At 53.9% G+C, this 16,369-nt stretch carries 17 protein-coding genes and 1 tRNA gene; 6 read left to right on the top strand and 12 right to left on the bottom strand.

Features of this window, described 5'->3' with window-relative positions:
* Positions 1 to 28: 28 nt before the first annotated feature.
* On the top strand, positions 29 to 1,048 hold the full coding sequence (gene ilvC / locus ACTU44_RS06980; protein WP_114099102.1) for a ketol-acid reductoisomerase: 1,020 nt from the start codon (positions 29 to 31) through the stop codon (positions 1,046 to 1,048).
* A 77-nt stretch (positions 1,049 to 1,125) separates the two neighbouring features.
* Here ilvC and ACTU44_RS06975 read toward each other — a convergent pair whose 3' ends face one another.
* Together ACTU44_RS06975 and ACTU44_RS06970 are read right to left on the bottom strand one after the other, a co-directional pair.
* The gene (locus tag ACTU44_RS06975) at positions 1,126 to 1,836 is read right to left on the bottom strand and encodes a hypothetical protein (protein ID WP_462097042.1); all 711 of its coding nucleotides are present in this window, start codon (positions 1,834 to 1,836) and stop codon (positions 1,126 to 1,128) included.
* 52 nt (positions 1,837 to 1,888) lie between these two features.
* Positions 1,889 to 3,085: an MFS transporter gene (locus tag ACTU44_RS06970; RefSeq protein WP_462097041.1), complete on the bottom strand. Its 1,197-nt coding sequence runs from the start codon at positions 3,083 to 3,085 to the stop codon at positions 1,889 to 1,891.
* Positions 3,086 to 3,314: 229 nt separating this feature from the next.
* On the opposite strand from ACTU44_RS06970, the gene ACTU44_RS06965 reads away from it, so the two are divergent.
* Positions 3,315 to 4,223 (top strand): pseudouridine-5'-phosphate glycosidase, encoded by a 909-nt coding sequence (locus tag ACTU44_RS06965; protein ID WP_462097040.1) that lies wholly within the window; start codon positions 3,315 to 3,317, stop codon positions 4,221 to 4,223.
* 62 nt (positions 4,224 to 4,285) lie between these two features.
* On the opposite strand, the gene ACTU44_RS06960 is transcribed toward ACTU44_RS06965, so the two are convergent.
* Positions 4,286 to 4,972, bottom strand: coding sequence for a pyridoxamine 5'-phosphate oxidase family protein (locus tag ACTU44_RS06960; protein ID WP_462097039.1), 687 nt, complete (start codon positions 4,970 to 4,972; stop codon positions 4,286 to 4,288).
* A 118-nt stretch (positions 4,973 to 5,090) separates the two neighbouring features.
* On the opposite strand from ACTU44_RS06960, the gene pdxR reads away from it, so the two are divergent.
* Positions 5,091 to 6,611 carry a MocR-like pyridoxine biosynthesis transcription factor PdxR gene (gene pdxR, locus ACTU44_RS06955; RefSeq protein ID WP_462097038.1) on the top strand — a complete coding sequence of 507 codons (1,521 nt, stop codon included), beginning with the start codon at positions 5,091 to 5,093 and terminating at the stop codon, positions 6,609 to 6,611.
* A gap of 129 nt (positions 6,612 to 6,740) precedes the next feature.
* Positions 6,741 to 8,225 (top strand): cryptochrome/photolyase family protein, encoded by a 1,485-nt coding sequence (locus ACTU44_RS06950; RefSeq protein ID WP_462097037.1) that lies wholly within the window; start codon positions 6,741 to 6,743, stop codon positions 8,223 to 8,225.
* Positions 8,226 to 8,235: 10 nt separating this feature from the next.
* Here ACTU44_RS06950 and ACTU44_RS06945 read toward each other — a convergent pair whose 3' ends face one another.
* Both ACTU44_RS06945 and ACTU44_RS06940 read right to left on the bottom strand, forming a co-directional pair.
* Positions 8,236 to 8,826 (bottom strand): hypothetical protein, encoded by a 591-nt coding sequence (locus tag ACTU44_RS06945; RefSeq protein WP_462097036.1) that lies wholly within the window; start codon positions 8,824 to 8,826, stop codon positions 8,236 to 8,238.
* Positions 8,827 to 8,832: 6 nt separating this feature from the next.
* The gene (locus ACTU44_RS06940) at positions 8,833 to 10,380 is read right to left on the bottom strand and encodes a CYTH and CHAD domain-containing protein (protein ID WP_462097035.1); all 1,548 of its coding nucleotides are present in this window, start codon (positions 10,378 to 10,380) and stop codon (positions 8,833 to 8,835) included.
* 463 nt (positions 10,381 to 10,843) lie between these two features.
* Here ACTU44_RS06940 and ACTU44_RS06935 point away from each other — a divergent pair, with 463 nt between their 5' ends.
* Positions 10,844 to 11,863, top strand: coding sequence for a hypothetical protein (locus ACTU44_RS06935; RefSeq protein WP_462097034.1), 1,020 nt, complete (start codon positions 10,844 to 10,846; stop codon positions 11,861 to 11,863).
* 57 nt (positions 11,864 to 11,920) lie between these two features.
* Here the strand turns inward: ACTU44_RS06935 and ACTU44_RS06930 are convergent.
* The 5 genes from ACTU44_RS06930 to infA all read right to left on the bottom strand — a co-directional run bounded on the left by ACTU44_RS06930 (position 11,921) and on the right by infA (position 14,652).
* Positions 11,921 to 11,996, bottom strand: a tRNA-Phe gene (locus ACTU44_RS06930).
* A gap of 103 nt (positions 11,997 to 12,099) precedes the next feature.
* Positions 12,100 to 12,300, bottom strand: a complete 201-nt coding sequence (locus ACTU44_RS06925; RefSeq protein ID WP_114099089.1) for a DNA gyrase inhibitor YacG — start codon at positions 12,298 to 12,300, stop codon at positions 12,100 to 12,102.
* Between the two features lies 1 nt (position 12,301).
* Positions 12,302 to 13,702 carry a ribonuclease E/G gene (locus ACTU44_RS06920; RefSeq protein WP_462097033.1) on the bottom strand — a complete coding sequence of 467 codons (1,401 nt, stop codon included), beginning with the start codon at positions 13,700 to 13,702 and terminating at the stop codon, positions 12,302 to 12,304.
* A 2-nt stretch (positions 13,703 to 13,704) separates the two neighbouring features.
* Positions 13,705 to 14,286 (bottom strand): Maf family protein, encoded by a 582-nt coding sequence (locus tag ACTU44_RS06915; RefSeq protein WP_462097032.1) that lies wholly within the window; start codon positions 14,284 to 14,286, stop codon positions 13,705 to 13,707.
* A 147-nt stretch (positions 14,287 to 14,433) separates the two neighbouring features.
* Positions 14,434 to 14,652 carry a translation initiation factor IF-1 gene (infA, locus tag ACTU44_RS06910; RefSeq protein ID WP_007092059.1) on the bottom strand — a complete coding sequence of 73 codons (219 nt, stop codon included), beginning with the start codon at positions 14,650 to 14,652 and terminating at the stop codon, positions 14,434 to 14,436.
* 251 nt (positions 14,653 to 14,903) lie between these two features.
* Between infA and ACTU44_RS06905 the strand changes: the two genes are divergently transcribed.
* Positions 14,904 to 15,407 (top strand): GNAT family N-acetyltransferase, encoded by a 504-nt coding sequence (locus tag ACTU44_RS06905; protein ID WP_462097031.1) that lies wholly within the window; start codon positions 14,904 to 14,906, stop codon positions 15,405 to 15,407.
* Here the strand turns inward: ACTU44_RS06905 and ACTU44_RS06900 are convergent.
* On the bottom strand, positions 15,404 to 15,850 hold the full coding sequence (locus tag ACTU44_RS06900; protein ID WP_114099083.1) for an arsenate reductase ArsC: 447 nt from the start codon (positions 15,848 to 15,850) through the stop codon (positions 15,404 to 15,406). The genes ACTU44_RS06905 and ACTU44_RS06900 overlap by 4 nt on opposite strands.
* A 6-nt stretch (positions 15,851 to 15,856) precedes the next feature.
* The gene (locus tag ACTU44_RS06895; protein ID WP_114099082.1) at positions 15,857 to 16,333 is read right to left on the bottom strand and encodes a UPF0262 family protein; all 477 of its coding nucleotides are present in this window, start codon (positions 16,331 to 16,333) and stop codon (positions 15,857 to 15,859) included.
* Positions 16,334 to 16,369: the final 36 nt, after the last annotated feature.

Genomic DNA, 16,369 nt, shown 5'->3' with positions numbered 1-16,369 from the left:
GTGGTCCAACGTCCAGAGGTATCGAAAGATGCGTGTTTATTACGACCGCGATGCAGATGTTAATCTGATCAAGACCAAAAAAGTTGCCATCATCGGTTACGGTTCGCAGGGCCATGCCCATGCGCTTAACCTTCATGATTCAGGCGTTAAAGACGTTGTTGTCGGCCTTCGCGAAGGTTCCGCTTCGCGCAAGAAAGCTGAAAATGCCGGCCTGAAAACCATGACCCCGGCCGAAGCAGCTGCTTGGGCAGACGTCGTCATGATCCTGACCCCGGATGAACATCAGGCAGCGATCTATGCAAACGAACTGCGCGACAACCTGAAACAGGGTGCAGCACTTCTGTTCGCACACGGTCTGAACGTCCATTTCGGCCTGATCGAGCCGCGCGCTGATCTTGACGTGATGATGATCGCACCGAAAGGTCCGGGTCACACCGTTCGTTCCGAATACAAGCGTGGCGGCGGCGTACCGTGCCTGGTCGCTATCGAACAGAATGCTTCGGGCAATGCCCTTGAAGTTGCTCTGTCCTATGCTTCGGCAATCGGCGGCGGTCGTTCCGGCGTTATCGAAACCACCTTCCGTGAAGAATGCGAAACCGACCTGTTCGGCGAGCAGGCAGTTCTTTGTGGCGGCCTGACCCAGCTGATCAAATACGGTTTTGAGACCCTGACCGAAGCTGGTTATGCTCCGGAAATGGCATATTTCGAGTGCCTGCACGAAGTTAAGCTGATCGTTGACCTGATGTATGAAGGCGGTATGGCCAACATGCGTTACTCGATCTCGAACACCGCAGAATACGGCGACTATGTCACCGGCCCGCGCGTGATCGATGCATCGGTCAAAGAACGCATGAAAGAAGTTCTTGCTGACATTCAGGAAGGCAAATTCGTTCGTGATTTCGTTCAGGAAATGCATTGCGGCCAGCCGATGTTCAAGGCAACCCGCCGTCTGAACGCAGAACACGAAATCGAAGAAGTTGGTACCAAACTGCGCGCGATGATGCCGTGGATTGCTGCAAACCAGCTCGTCGACAAAGAAAAGAACTAAGCACAGCTTGGATCGTTCTTACGCAAACGGCCGTCCCCATGGGGCGGCCGTTTTGCTTTGGACCTTAAGACACGCAATCAATCACCCGTTGCACACACTTTCAGGTTCCGACGGAATAAAGCAGCCTTTAGCGGCGTTGCTGACACAACTTCACGAACAGCCCTGTTTTCAGGACTGTAGTACCGGATAACTCCTACTGCCGGATGGCTCGCGATCTTTCTTGCGACGATGTATCCCCCTTTAGTTTCATCGAAGGGCTTCATCACAAAACATCTGTTTATCTGATCGTCAATTTGTTGCTGCGTTCGAGAAGCCAGCCAAGCGTCAAACTGCTTTGGCCCGACGGTATCGCTGAATTTATCCCCAGAGACCTCAGGCGTAGCAACGCGCAACGCCGTCAGTTCATCTTTTTTAAGCAATTGATGAATGCGCAGGCGTATTTCCAGCGGCAGGTTCTGCTCTTTCAGACGAATGATCAGCTCGGAGATAAAAACATCCCCGTCCCCCTTGTTGAGGAACGACAGTGTCCCCGGCGTTCCGGCTACCGTCGTATCAACACTGACCAGCTCCACATCTTCTTTGAACCAAAGCGTCTTTTTTACCTGTGGATAGAATGAAATCGTGACCGAGACAGCACCTGCAACGATTGAAATTGCCGCAAATGTCTTCAGAATCTGCTCAATACGTCTCCGCACGGGGTTCTGGTGCGTTCCGCAGTGCGCACAAATTTTGTAGTCAGGAACAATTTCGTTCCCGCACGCACAACATCTTTGCTGATCATCAGACATTCCTTCGCCCCCTGAAAAGAACTCTGCCGTCTATATCCGCAGGCATTCCCTGCTAGCGAGAAACCCGCCGCATGCTCCTGAGCGGGAACCGCAACTCGCCGATACTCCAAATAATAACACACAGGATCGAAACAGTTGATCCAAGAGCAACCACCGCAGGCCATCCACCCATGCCATAGGCCACCGCAGAGCTTGCCGATCCACAGGCCCCGCCAAAGAAGTAGCTGGCCATATAGCCCGTGGTCAGGCGGCTGCGTGCTTCGGGGCTGAGGCGATAGACCTCGCTCTGGTTTGAGATATGCGTGCCCTGAATGCCAAGATCAAGCAACACCACCCCGATGGCAAAGGCCACCAGCGACCATTGCCCCCAATAGAGCAGCCCCCAGCTTGATATGGTGGTCAAAAGGAACCCGCCCGTGCTGAGCCGTGCCCATCCCTGATCGGCCAGCCGACCAGCAATACGGGCCGCCAGAATACCAATCGCACCGATCAGGCCATAAAGCCCGATCACGGCTTCGGACATGTCATATTGGCGGACCAGCATGAAGGCCATGGATGTCCAGAAGATCGCAAATACCGCATATTGCAACCCGCCAATCAGGCTGCGCCGACGCAGGACTTCTTCGTCACGAAACAGATGCAGGATCGACAGATAAAGCGTGCGATAGCTGGTATGGGATGTCGGTGGAATATTGGGAATGATGCGGTAACAGGCAACTGCATAAACTGCCATCAAGACGGACGCGACAATGAAGACTGAGCGCCACCCGGCAAGCTCGGCCATGATCCCGGAAAACGTACGGGCCAGAAGGATACCCAGCAACAGCCCGCTCATTACCGCCCCGACGGCAGAACCGCGCTTGTCATCGCTGGCTAGGTGAGCTGCCAGCGGCACAAGGATTTGTGCGGTCACACAGGTAATGCCGACCGAGACGCTAAAGACAACCAGCATCAGAAACGATGGCGCAAGCCCCATGGCAAGCAATCCGACGGCTGTCAAAGCCGATGTCACGGTCAGTAACTTGCGCCGTTCATGATGATCACCAAGCGGTACAACCGCAATCAGCCCTGTCAGATAGCCGACCTGTGCCACAGTTACCAGCAATCCCGCGCTGGTTTCGCTTAAACCATACTCGCGGGCCAGCAATTCGAGCAGCGGCTGAACGTAATAAAGACTGGCAACAGACAGACCGCTTCCGATGGCCATAAAGGCCAGAAGGCCACGTGTCAGGGTGGGCTTGGCATGCATTTCAGGCGGGCTTTCAAAATTTGGTGGTATTCCAAGATATCCATCAAATCAGGTGCTTACAATTCGCTCACTGGCACAAGTCCCGTGCATGGACGGCAACGATCAAACGACGCGCGCAAGGCAGCCATTCCGAAAGCTTGGTACGGCGGGATGGTTTGGGCTGGATTTATGGGGGGCATCTGTTTAATTCTGGCCTTTAAAACTTTAAACCAGATATGAGCATATCGGAATGTCGGACTTTATTGATATCGCCCCCGAGGTCGCAGAGGCCCTTGCCGCTGGCAAGCCGGTCGTTGCCCTTGAATCCACCATTATCTCGCACGGGATGCCTTATCCGCAGAACCTTGAAACAGCACAGGCTGTTGAACAGGATGTACGTGATAACGGTGCGGTGCCCGCCACCATCGCCGTGATCGGGGGTCGTTGCAAAATCGGCCTGTCGCCCGAGGAACTCGAATATTTCGCCAAGGGCACAGACATTCTGAAACTGTCACGTCGCGATATTCCCTATTGCATTGCCAAGAAACGCGATGGTGCCACCACGGTTTCGGCAACCATGATTCTGGCCGAAAAAGCCGGTATTCGTGTCTTTGCCACTGGCGGCATCGGTGGTGTTCACCGTGATCTTGCTGGAAATTTCGATGTGTCGGCCGACCTGACCGAGCTTGGCAAAACCAGTGTTGCCGTTATTTGCGCCGGGGCCAAGGCGATCCTTGATATTCCCAAAACCCTTGAGCATCTTGAAACGCTTGGTGTGCCGGTTATTGCCTATGGCACCGATGAATTTCCGGCATTCTATTCGGTTGAAAGTGGCCACAAAGCACCGCTTCGCCTTGATAGCCCGCAAGACCTGGCAGCATTCCTGAAATCGAAATGGGAATTCGGCCTTGAAGGTGGCGTTGTCATCGGCAATCCGCCCGAGGTCGACAAGGCACTGGCACGCGAAGCCATCGAAAGCGCAATTGAAGATGCCCTTGCCGATGCCAAGGAACAGAACATTCTGGGCCGCGATGTAACGCCGTTCCTTCTGGCGCGTGTGACCAATCTGACCGAAGGCAAAAGCCTTGAAGCCAATATCGCGCTTGTGCGTAACAACGCACGCCTTGGCGCAAGGATTGCAGTTGCGATGGCGGGCTGACCAGTCGCATCGACCAATCAGACCTAAAACGGGCTGGCAAATGATTGCCAGCCCATTTTCTTTTAGTCGCGAAGATAGCCCTGCCCTTCAAAGCCCGACTTGATCTTGCCATCGTCAACCGGTGTGCCCCAGTGAAGCGTACTGGGCAAAACACCGGCCCAGACCGGCCAGTCATAATCGTCATCGTCATCGACCGGATCACCGGCACGGACCTTGGCCGAAACCTGTGCCAGATCAAAGCCAAGGAACATGGTGGCCTTGAGTTCCTGTTTGTTTGGCTGACGGACTTTATCCCACCGCCCCGGTTCGAGCTTTTCGATAAACAGGCGGGAATGTTCCATCTTACCTTCTTCGCCATCAACCACCTCGCCCTTGCCGTAGATCACGACCGAACGATAATTCGCCGAGTGATGGAAGGCGGACCGCGCCATCACCAGACCATCAAGATGGGTAATGCACAGGCATGCTTCTTCGCCTGCGGCAATCGCAGCAAGAATGCGGTTCTTCGATGCGCCATGGATGTAAATCCGTTCACCAACCCGCCAATGCGCGGTCGGGATCATGGCCGGGCGTCCATCAACAATGGTGCCAACATGGCAGATCAATGCATCATCAATAATGCCATGTACCAGCTCACGATCATAAGATGCGCGTTTCGGACCACGGATAACCTTGGTGTGGGGATGCACCTCGTATTGACCCGATGGGGTCTGCTCGGATGTCTGGGGCGACAGGATAGCTTCGGACATGGTGGCCTCGCTCTTTCATGCGGTCGTAATTGGTGGCCCCATCATGGATAGAATTGGACTTTTAAAAAGGTCCATTATACTAAAAATGACAGAACCAATTTAGCCATCAGGAATACCAATGCCGCGCAGCGATTATAGCTGGATTTATCCGAGCCAGACCGAAGGAGATGGGAATGACAAGGCAATTAGCGCCTATCGCCGTCTTTATCACGGCATTCGCGCCGCCATTCTTGATGGCCGTTTGCATCCGGGGGAACGGCTTCCGGCAAGCCGCGATCTTGCATCATCACTTGGCATATCGCGCAATACAGTGGTGACCAGTTTCGATCTTCTGACATCGGAAGGATATCTTGAAACCCGGGTAGGTGCCGGAAGCTTTGTTGTAACCGCCCTTCCCGATCGGGACATGCAGACCGCTACCAAATCCGGACTTGCCAAACAGAAGGCCGAGAACCAACGTCCCCTGCATCTTAGTCAGAGTGCGATGCGCATGCTGGCCTATCAGCGGCGTTTTCCGCGCTTTCGGGTTGCACGCCCGTTTAACCCGGCGACACCTGATCTTGACGGGTTTCCGTTTGATCTTTGGGCGCGCCTGCTGCGCCGCGCCTGGCGGGCACCAAACATTGATCTGACAATCCCCGACGATCCGATGGGCATGCCATTGCTGCGCGATGAAATCGCCAAATGGCTGCGTCAGTCACGCGGGGTGAATTGCCAGGCCGATCAGGTGATGGTGGTTTCCGGGGCGCAGCAAGCACTTGATCTGATTGCGCGTGCCCTTGTTGATCCGGGTGACATCATTGCCACAGAAGATCCCGGTTACGAGGGCATCCGCGGTGTGTTGGCGTCAAGCGGTGCGGTTTTGCATCCGGTTGCCGTTGATGAGGAAGGCCTGTGCGTTGACGGGCTTGGCAAGACATCATCCCCGTCACGTATTGTCGTAACCACACCGTCGCGGAACTATCCACTGGGCACGACATTGTCGCTATCGCGCCGTCTGGCACTTTTGCAATGGGCCAGGGCCAATGACGCATGGATTGTCGAGGATGATTATGACAGCGACTACCGGTATGACGGACCGCCGCTTTCATCCTTGCAGGGGCTTGATACCGATAACCGCGTGATCTATGTCGGCACATTTTCAAGGGTATTGTTCCCGGGCATTCGGCTTGGATATCTGGTTTTGCCCCCGGCCCTTATTCCGGCTTTTCGTGGTATGCGCGGCTTTGCCGATGGTGTTCCCGCCCCGACGGCGCAGGCCGCCCTTGGTGCCTTTTTTGCCGAGGGCCATTTTGGCAGCCACGTTCGCAAGATGCGTCTGCGCTATGGCGAACGGCGCGCACATCTCAAATCCCTGATTGCCGATACGGCATCAGGGTTGCTTGAGGCCATGCCATCTGACGGGGGATTGCATCTTTGTGCGCGACTGGTTGCCGGACATGACGATATTGCTGTTCAGGAACGGATGGTAAAAGCCGGGCTCGATTGTCGCGCCCTGTCATCCTACTACCATGATAAATCTTCAAAAAATCGCGGGAACCTGCCACAGGGACTGGTGCTTGGATTTGCCGGTTGGGAAAAAAAACAACTTTCTGAAAGTTTCGGTGAACTGATCGAAATTCTCAAACGTAGATCTTAATGTACCCCGAGCCAGAGAGAGCGCCACGACTTCCCCTCAATACGCTGTCACAGTCGCGACGCTCTCTCCCCTCTGGCGTAAGACAGACCAAAGCCCCCCACCCGTTATTGATAAGTTTCAGGAATACAGATGACCAAACGCCCGATCGCAATCATGTGGTTTCGCAATGATCTGCGGCTGGGGGATAATCCTGCGCTGCGGGCCGCTACGAAATGGGCGGATCAGAATAACGGGGTGGTGCTTCCTGTCTTTATCCTTGACCCTGTGATTGACAGTCAGCTTGGCGGCGCAACACGCTGGTGGCTGGAAAAAAGTCTGGAAGCTCTTGGTCACAGCATTGCAGAAGCGGGCGCCCAGTCAGCGGCGACCAATGCCTCCTTGCACCTGCTGTCTGGCGATGCGGGCGACATTCTTGAAAACATCACGGATGCCCATGACGTCAAAGCTGTGTTCTGGAACCGGCTGTATGACAGGCCGTCGACCAGCCGCGATACCGATATCAAAGCAACGCTTCAGGACCGCGGCGTAGAGTGCGAAAGCTTCAAGGCCAACCTTCTGTTTGAACCATGGGAAGTCAAAACAGGTAGCGGAACTGACTTCAAGGTCTATAGCCCGTTCTGGCGTGCCTGCCAGAAACTTCCGGCACCACGTCAACCATTTGCCGCCCCAAAGTCGATCACACTTGCTGACATCAAGATTGCCGGTGAAGTCAGCCTTGCAGCCCTTGATCTGGCACCAAAACCGTTTGATTGGGCTACTGGTTTTGCCGAGCGGTTCACGCCCGGAGAACAGGGCGCGAAAGACCAGCTGTTTGACTTTATCGATGAGCGTCTTGTTGATTATGCCGACTTGCGTGATCGTCCGGACCATCGGGTCACATCGGAACTTTCCCCGCATCTGCGTTTCGGGGAAATCAGCCCCTATCAGATATGGCACAGTGCCGGTCATTTTGCCGATGCTCATCCGGGCAAGGGCAAGACAGCATCAAAATTCATGGCGGAACTTGGCTGGCGTGAATTTGCCCATCACATTCTGTTCCACGCAAGCGACCTGCGATCCATCCCGTTGCAACGGCAGTTCAGCCACTTCCCCTGGTCAAATGACAGCACGGCACTTGAACGATGGCAGAAGGGCCAAACAGGCTTCCCGATCGTCGATGCCGGTATGCGCGAACTTTGGCATACGGGATACATGCATAACCGGGTGCGGATGATTGTCGGGTCAGTGCTGGTGAAACATCTTTTGGTGCATTGGCGTGACGGGCTTGCGTGGTTTGACGACACGCTTGTCGATGCCTGTCCGGCCAACAATGCCTTTTCGTGGCAGTGGATTGGCGGATGCGGTGCCGATGCGGCCCCCTATTTCCGTATTTTCAACCCGGTCCTGCAGGGCGAGAAGTTTGATCCGGCTGGTGAATATGTTCGCCAATGGGTGCCGGAACTTCGCGACATGCCCGAACAATATATCCATAAACCGTGGGAAGCGTCTCCGCTGATCCTCAAGGCCGCTGGTGTCACCTTGGGACAGAATTACCCGGAACCCGTCACCGGGGTCAAAGAAGGCCGTGAGCGCGCTCTAAGGGCCTATCAGGACATGAAGCAGTCTGTGGCATAGCCCCTGAACTTCAGGACTGCTTTTCAAGGTACCAGATCAGATTATCCGTGGTGTTTGGCGTCAAGATACCGTCAGAACAAATCACGGCTTCCACGAATGTGTCGAAGGCGCCCGCCGGTTGACTGTCACCAAGCCGCAAAGCCGACGTTGTAACAGCACAACGTTCAAAGTCATTTCCCTTGCCAAACGCGATCAAACCAGCCGCGCCATTTTTATGCGCGGGCTTGGTTACTGTCATCTTCTTGCTGATCACTGATGTGATGCGTCTGTCGAAGCGGGTTCTGAATTCTGGGGAATCACTTTCAAGCTTGAGCATCTCGGGCGGCGTTACATTTTCCCAATACCCAATTCGGATAAAGCCGTCACCATAATCAAGTGTCCACTCATAAGCCGCAGTGGCATTCTCGTAGAGACCTTCATATGGCGCTTCTTTGGCAGCGGTAACCTTGCGCCCCGATGCCTCTGCAACGTTGAACTGGATTTCCCGCCCCTTGATATAACCAGCATCGCCTGTGCTGGTGCATGCAGCGAGCAGTCCCAAAACAGCAATCAATGGCAAAGCAAGAATTTTACCCGCAAGAAACGGCTTTGGCTGGGTCATGCGAACTCACTTCCAGAACAGTTTTTGCTCAAAAAAGGCCGCAGCAGCATCCTCCAGCCCCTGAAGTTCCTGCTCGACGCGGGCCGCAAACCAGCCCGACACCAGCCCGACCGCGACCAGTCCGTCCTTTGAAAGAGACGATGTCAGATCGGCAAGCCTTGCCTTGGCAACAGCGGCATCCTGCAATTGCCCGAGAATTTCCTGCATCGAGGTCAGTCTTGAGCGGAACTTTTTGACCTTTTTGGATGGATAGACCGACCCGAAGAACTCGGTACCATAGCGCATCTGTTTGACATCAAGGCGCAAGGCATGAAGTTGCGCAACATTAAGCTCGGCGATCTTTTCACCGCGTCTGGTCACTCTTTTATATGCCTGATCCAGCAATGGTCCGGCCAGATCGGCAACCGGGGCTGCCATTGCCTTCATCTGTTCGGCACTGGCCCCCGACGCCCAGCGCGAATAACTGGCCCAGGCCCCAAGGATCAAAAGCAACTGCCCATATTCCGGCTGATCAAGCATGGTTCGCGCAGCTTCCAGCGCCTTCGCACGCTGTTTTTCGGCAGCCTTGCGCAATTGCGCTATACCGTCATGATCCGGGAAATGGCCTTCGATCATTGGCAGGGTTTGATCAAGGAACACATCCCAGTCGCGCAAACCGTCCAGTCCCTTGCTACAAGATTTCAACAATCTGCGCAGCAAGACAGCCTCACCCGCCGGAAGGTTTTTCTTGAACAGGTTCAAGCCGACGCGCAGACGACGCATGCCGATGCGCATCTGATGACATCCTTCGATATCAAGGTCATTGCGCACGCAGACCTCGTTGCTCAGGATCATGCGAAGCCCCTGCCCCAGCAGGGCACGAAAGGCCGTTTCAGCCGACATGTCATCTGTCAGCTCTATCGGTGCGGCGCGATAGGCACCCGGCGCTGTGCCAAGATACAAGTCTCGTCCGCGCGATGCCTTTGATCGCATGCTGAGCAACAGGGGAACCGTACGCTGCAGCTCAAGCGCCAGATCAAACAAGGCCGCCGGATGTCCCTTTTTAAGCTCGAACTCGACTTCGGAAATCGGAGTTTCCTTGTCACCTGATCGCACGACACCCTGATCGATTGCCAGTTCCATCACCGCATCACGATAGGTCAGATCCACCGCGCTGCGTTTCAGATCGCTTTCAAAAATGCGGTCGATCTTTTTCTTTTTGGCAAATTTGGTAAGAAGCTTTTTGACGCCCTTGTCCGTAAACAGATCAAGATCAAGAACGCCTTCGGAAAGCTCGACAGTCCATTCTTGGCGTGCGGGCAATGCTTCACGCAGACCATTCGATGTTTTGACCGTCTGCTCCCAGCCCTTGTTACCTTTCTTGCGAAGTCGGATCGCAATTCCCTTGTCGGCCAGGGAAAGTTTCGGGGTGTCATGATAGATCGAAACCAGATGCGTGGTTATCAGGCGACGGCCTTCTTTGACCTCGCGCAGGACCGGTGCATTTTTAAGGCGCGCAACATGTTTCGGATCGATCCGAAGTTTCAATTCGATCTCGATCTGTTTCTCGGTCATGTCAGTCCCCTGAGCATCCTGTTCCCGGCTGTATGAATACAGCCTGCTTGTTACGCAAATCCCGATGACACCATTTCTGATCACATACCAAAGCGTACCGGAATGTAAAATTTCCGCAACAAAAGGCGTAAACCCGTTTTTAATCAAGACTTAAACGCACATCTGATGCCTCGCGTACGAAGCAGCTTTCATTTGAAACCAGCTTGGAAAAATTTTGTTCGTTCGATCACTTTTGAAACCAGGCTTCGGTCGCAAACAACAGTCCGGCCCGAGGCAAGACACAATCCGGATCGAATCTTTATACCGATTCCCGATATTCTGTCTCGCCCACCCGGGCTCTATAAAATCAACTCCAACTATCTGAAAGCATGGGATTAATCACCTTTCCCACACCTTTGCTCAGGTCCCAGTCGGATCAATCACGTCTATGCTGGCTTCGGGACATCTAATTCAGAGGGCAATAATGAACACCAAAAAACTTCTCGGCTTTGCCGTTATGGGGACAACACTTTTACTGGCAGGCTGTCAGACAACGCCAGATTATTCCTTCTCGGAATGGCAGGAACAACCGGTTGGCAAATCACGCTTCAATATACCGACCATTTCCAACATTCCGGTCACCAAGCTTGAACAGAATGATCGCAACAACGGTCAGGTGCAGAATGAAAAATGGGAACTGGGATGCGGTAAAGGCATCGTGACCAGCGCCTATACATTTGATGTATGGTTTACGCCGCAGACCGAACAAAAACTCAAGGACGAGGAACAATTCCGTCAGGAATTTGCCAAAAACAACATTGAAATCCTCAAAGCCTTTCCTGTCACCTCAAACGATAATGGACGCGCTGTCGGATATTATGCCGACGCCAATATCGGAAGTATTTCGGACTGCAAGGTTGCCAAGTTCGGTTTCCGCGCGACGCGGGGACAGAAAATCTATGACAATGATCATGGCGGCATTGATGCCGTCGTCAGTGTCTTTTATTGCGGCGAGCCGGAACTCAACATCAATAAACTGATTCAGGGCATCAGTCTGGTCAATGATCGCGACGCCTATGCAGCAACAGTCGCAGCCCTTCCTACCCCGCAATGCCCGGCGCGTAAAACGTCGGCATCCACTTCGTCCCCGTCATTTGAAGACAGCGACTGGGCAACAGCGCGCAAGGGCAAATATGACCGGACCTTTGCGATCACATGGGGTAGCGGTTTCTCTGACGGGTATCTTGAGACCAAAATCGATCTCAAGGACTATGGCGGGACCATGGAGTTCGTTGGCCCCAATAGCGCAAATTGCAAAATGCAGCTTAGTGTCAGCAAATATGACAGCCCGGCTGAAGGCACATGGTTCGCAAATTGTGACAAGGGGGATTTCGCATCAGGAACCTTTACCCTTGATCGCCAACGCAACCTGACGGGCGAAGGAACTGATCAGGACGACAAGGCTGTCGACTTCACGCTCTGGCTTCCTGAAACAGAGGCCTGAGGGGCCAAGAAACAAAAAGCCCGGCCATAAGGCCGGGCTTTTTTGGCTACCGAAAGATGGTGCCCAGGGGCGGATTCGAACCACCGACACGCGGATTTTCAGTCCACTGCTCTACCAACTGAGCTACCTGGGCATCTTTTCTTTCTCTCCGTTTCCGGAGCGTTCCCTGCGGAACGAGCGGGGTTATACAAACTCCTTTGGGGCTTGTCCAGCCTCAAATCGCATTTTTTTTACGATTAAAATTCTTCTTCATCTTCAAGGTCTTCCAGATACTCTGGCGGCTCGGTCGCGGGAATTGCATAGCTTTCATTCAACCACTTGCCAAGGTCGCGATCTGCGCACCGTTTCGAGCAGAAAGGCTTGTATTTTTCCTCTGCCGGCTTGCCACAAACCACGCAGTCAGAGCTGACTGTTTTCGTTGAATTTTCTCGGGTCATTCTAGTTCTTTTCCAACCGGTATTCATCACTTCCAAGAGCGGGATCAGCCACTATGCGCGGGGCAGCCCCGAACGCCTTGCTCATTATCTGGATCGCCTTACCATTATCTGCAAGCTGTGACGCAAGGTTGGTCGCGACATACAGATCAACGGTCCCCACCACCCCGTTTCGTGACTGGGCAATAACATTACGCAGAACAGAATTGAGCGCAGAAACACCATTAAGCGGATCCTGATCCTGTTTTAGCAGGACGCTTGCCGCAAGCGATTCGCCAGCCCGCTGACGGCTGAACTCATAGAGTCCCAAACGGGTAAAGCCACCGATCTGAACCGCACCATCGAGTTCAGGCCCAAAGGCCGCTTTGATTGCTGCGTCAAATTTATCACGTCCGGCGCGCGATTTCATGCGCAACGGATCAAGAACAACAAGGCCGCCAATATTACGCAACCGTATCTGATGAACGATTTCGGTAGCCGCGCGCAAGTTGAGGTCAATTGCCCGGGTTTCACTGTCCCGACCGGAATCGGCCCCGGCTGCATTCACATCAATAGCGCAAAGTGCCGTTGCCTGATCGATTGCAATCCAGCCCCCACCGGCAAGATCAACCCGGATGCCAAGTGCATCGGCAATCTGAACTTCAACATCCTGCTCATCAAACAACAGACGTGTTCCGGTATGGCGGTGCAAATGTTCATCGGACTTCGCATGTGCCGTTAAAATCCCGCGCAGGCGCACGAATTCGTCGACACCGTCAACAATGCAAATCTGGCCAGCCATCAGACGACGCTCGATCATCTGATCAAGTTCGGATTGCGCCTTGAAAACCAGCAACGGCTTTCGCGGATCAGCCAAGGCCGATTTGGCATTTTGCCAGTGTGACTTTAACAGACGATATTCCCCGGCAATCGCATCCTTGTCCCAGTCAAGGGCAGTAGATCGCAACATGATACCGTCGTCATCGGCTTGCAGGGACCTGATCGCACCAAGCAGCTCTGCACGTTGTTCCGGGTCTTTCAATTTTCTGGGAAGTTCGATCAGCTTGCCACCGGGGCGCAGGATCATCCCGACACCTTCGATCGCGATCTTGCCGGTCAGCTTGACGCCTTTATCTTCAAATCCGAGACGGGAAATCTGCACCAGAACCCATTGTCCCTCATGCAACGGCCCGTCATATCGGTCAAAGGGAAGCAAACCATCATCAATGCCGTCAAGCGCAACCATCGCGCCCGCCATTTCCGGCAAAACTTTTGAAACACGTCCAAGATGGATATCAAAACGCGCTGGTCCGCCACGGTCGATCCAAAGGCGCGACAGACGGTCACCTTCAATCAGGGCAACCCTGCGTTCAAGCGCAACGGCATCAATCAGCAGGCGGTCATCATGATTTCCGCCGACTGTCATGCTCAGACCTCTTTTGAGTGATAGCCAAGACCGCGCAGCAAACCGTCCACTTCACAAAGCGACAGTCCCACGACATTCGAGTAAGACCCGGAAATCGCCTTGACAAAGGTGGCTGCATGGCCCTGGATGGCATAGGCACCTGCCTTGCCCTTCCATTCATCATGCGCCAGATAGCGATCAAGGTCTTCGGCACCCAGAGTTCTGAATTTGACCTGTGTTTCGATCACACGCGACCGTTCAGTTCCATCCGGTGCAATGAGGCACATACCGCCATATACGCGATGCCGGCGGCCTGACAACAATGTCAGAAATTTTCGTGCCTCAGTCTCGCCTTCTGCCTTGCCCAGCGCACGTTGCCCACAGGCAACAACAGTGTCGGCAGCAAGCACAAAAGCCCCGCCATTGACGGCTGCAACGGCACGGGCTTTTTCTTCGGCAAGGCGTAACGCAAGTCTGCGCGGACTTTCGTCTGCCTTGGGCGTTTCATCGATATCAGCCGGAGCAACCTGATCTGGCACAATTCCGATCTGCGCAAGCAGCTCAAGACGGCGCGGCGATGCAGATGCCAGTATCAGTTTCGACAAGACGTGGCTCCCGAGTATCGGATCTTCACCATGGGAACAGAAATGTGAGGATGTCACATCTGTCCCGTCAGCAGCAACAAGTGACCCCGGGCGCAAGGGTAAACCGCACGCCAGACAAGGTCAATTTGCGCTGGAACTGGCTCAAGATTACTTGAAACGGAAGGTGATACGACCTTTGGTCAGGTCATAAGGGGTCATTTCAACGCTGACACGGTCCCCTGCGAGAACACGAATACGGTTCTTGCGCATTTTGCCCGAAGTGTGAGCAAGGATTTCGTGGTCATTGTCCAGCTTCACGCGAAACATCGCATTGGGCAGAAGTTCAACGACAGTGCCCTGAAACTCGATAACGTCTTCTTTAGCCATGTGACTCCTAGCTTTCGTATTGCAATATCAAAATACCGGTGGGCCGCAAACTGCTCTGAACCGGGCAAAAGGTCAAGTCCTTTCACACGCGGGGCACAGCGCCCCTGCACTGCGGCACGGACATGGCAAGAGAAAGCTCCGGCAAAATAGCAGCAACACCGCCATGATTGCACATGATTGATCCTTTAACGGCCAAACAAAGCACCGTATGTTTGCAAAACCGCACGCCTCGCCCAAAGGAAGTCCATTTCATGTCGCTCGAAAATGATCCCGTTATCCGCCTTGCCCGCGAAACCGATGCCCCGGCAATCCACGCCATGCTGCTTGAAATCGCCAAGGCGACAGGATGCGAAGACAAGTTCAAAAGCAACCCGGATGACCTTGCGCGTGACGGCTTTGGCGAGAACCCGGCCTTTGAAGCACTGATCGCCCTGGAAAATGACAAGCCCGTGGCCGTGTGCCTGTATTTCCCAAGCTATTCAACCTTCCGCGGGCAAGCGGGCCTTTATATTCAGGATCTTTACGTCGCACCGTCACATCGTGGAGGCGGATTTGCCCGCAAACTGGTCGTCGCGGTTGCCAAGCGCGCACACGATACCGGTAAAACCTATATCCGGCTGTCGGTTGATGCGGAAAACATTGGCGGCCAGCGTTTCTATGAGAAGATCGGGATGCGCCATGCCGATGATGAACGTATCTTTATTCTCGACGGAACGGCCTTTGCCGCGCTTGGCGCCGAGCAGGATCAGTCCTAGACCTTGGGCGCAGGCCCAACCGGAAAACGGTCAAGGATGCGCTTTTTGATCTGATCACGTACCTGACGATAGGCTTCCAGCCGCACCTCGCGCGATCCTTCGATCATGGTGGCATCAAAGGTATTCCAGAATTCAACGTCACAAGCCATCGTGCGGGTCATTTCCACCGCACGGTGCTGGGCTTCAGGTGACATGGTAATGATCAGATCAAAGAACCCGTCTTCAAGCTGATCGAATGTCTTTGACTTATAGCTTGAGATATCCAGCCCGATTTCGTCCATCACAGCGATAGCAAAACCGTCAACGTCACCTGCACGTACGCCACAACTTTCAACATATATACGGGTTCCGTGATAGTGCCGCATCAGTGCAGCCGCCATCACGGAACGAACGGCATTGTAACTGCAGGCAAAAAGAACCGAGCCGGGAAGTTCTTCTGCCACTTCGCCTTAACCCCGGATGTGAAGGACACAAATCAGCGTAAAAAGGCGACGTGCCGTATTTTCATCAATCGTCACCTTATCGCTCAGAAGCTCACGAAGCTGTTCGGACCCTTCGTTATGAAGGCCGCGGCGCGCCATATCGATAGTTTCAATCTGGGCCGCACTCGCCTTTTTGATCGCGTCATAATAGCTTTCGCAGATCATGAAGTAATCTTTGACAATCCGGCGAAACGGCGACAAGGGAACAGGGATGGTGGTCAGATTTTCGCTGTCATCATCGCCTCGCACATCCATATAGATGCGATTCTCTTCAATGCGCATATGCACGGAATACGGGCCTTCGAACCCGCCAGCAGGTTCGAAGTGATTTTCTTCAAGCAGGTCATAGATCGCAACCGCCTGCTCGTGCTCCACCTCGGGACGGCGACGCACCTTGTATTTTTCGTCAAGATAAATACCGGCGATACACTGATTTGAAGCCATGGCTTTCTCCCTGCGGTCCCCTCACGCGCTGCACTG

The sequence above is a fragment of the Thalassospira sp. SM2505 genome (assembly GCF_054901115.1).
The sequence above is the reverse complement of the archived record's forward strand: the minus strand, read 5'-3'. Positions and strand labels throughout refer to the sequence as shown.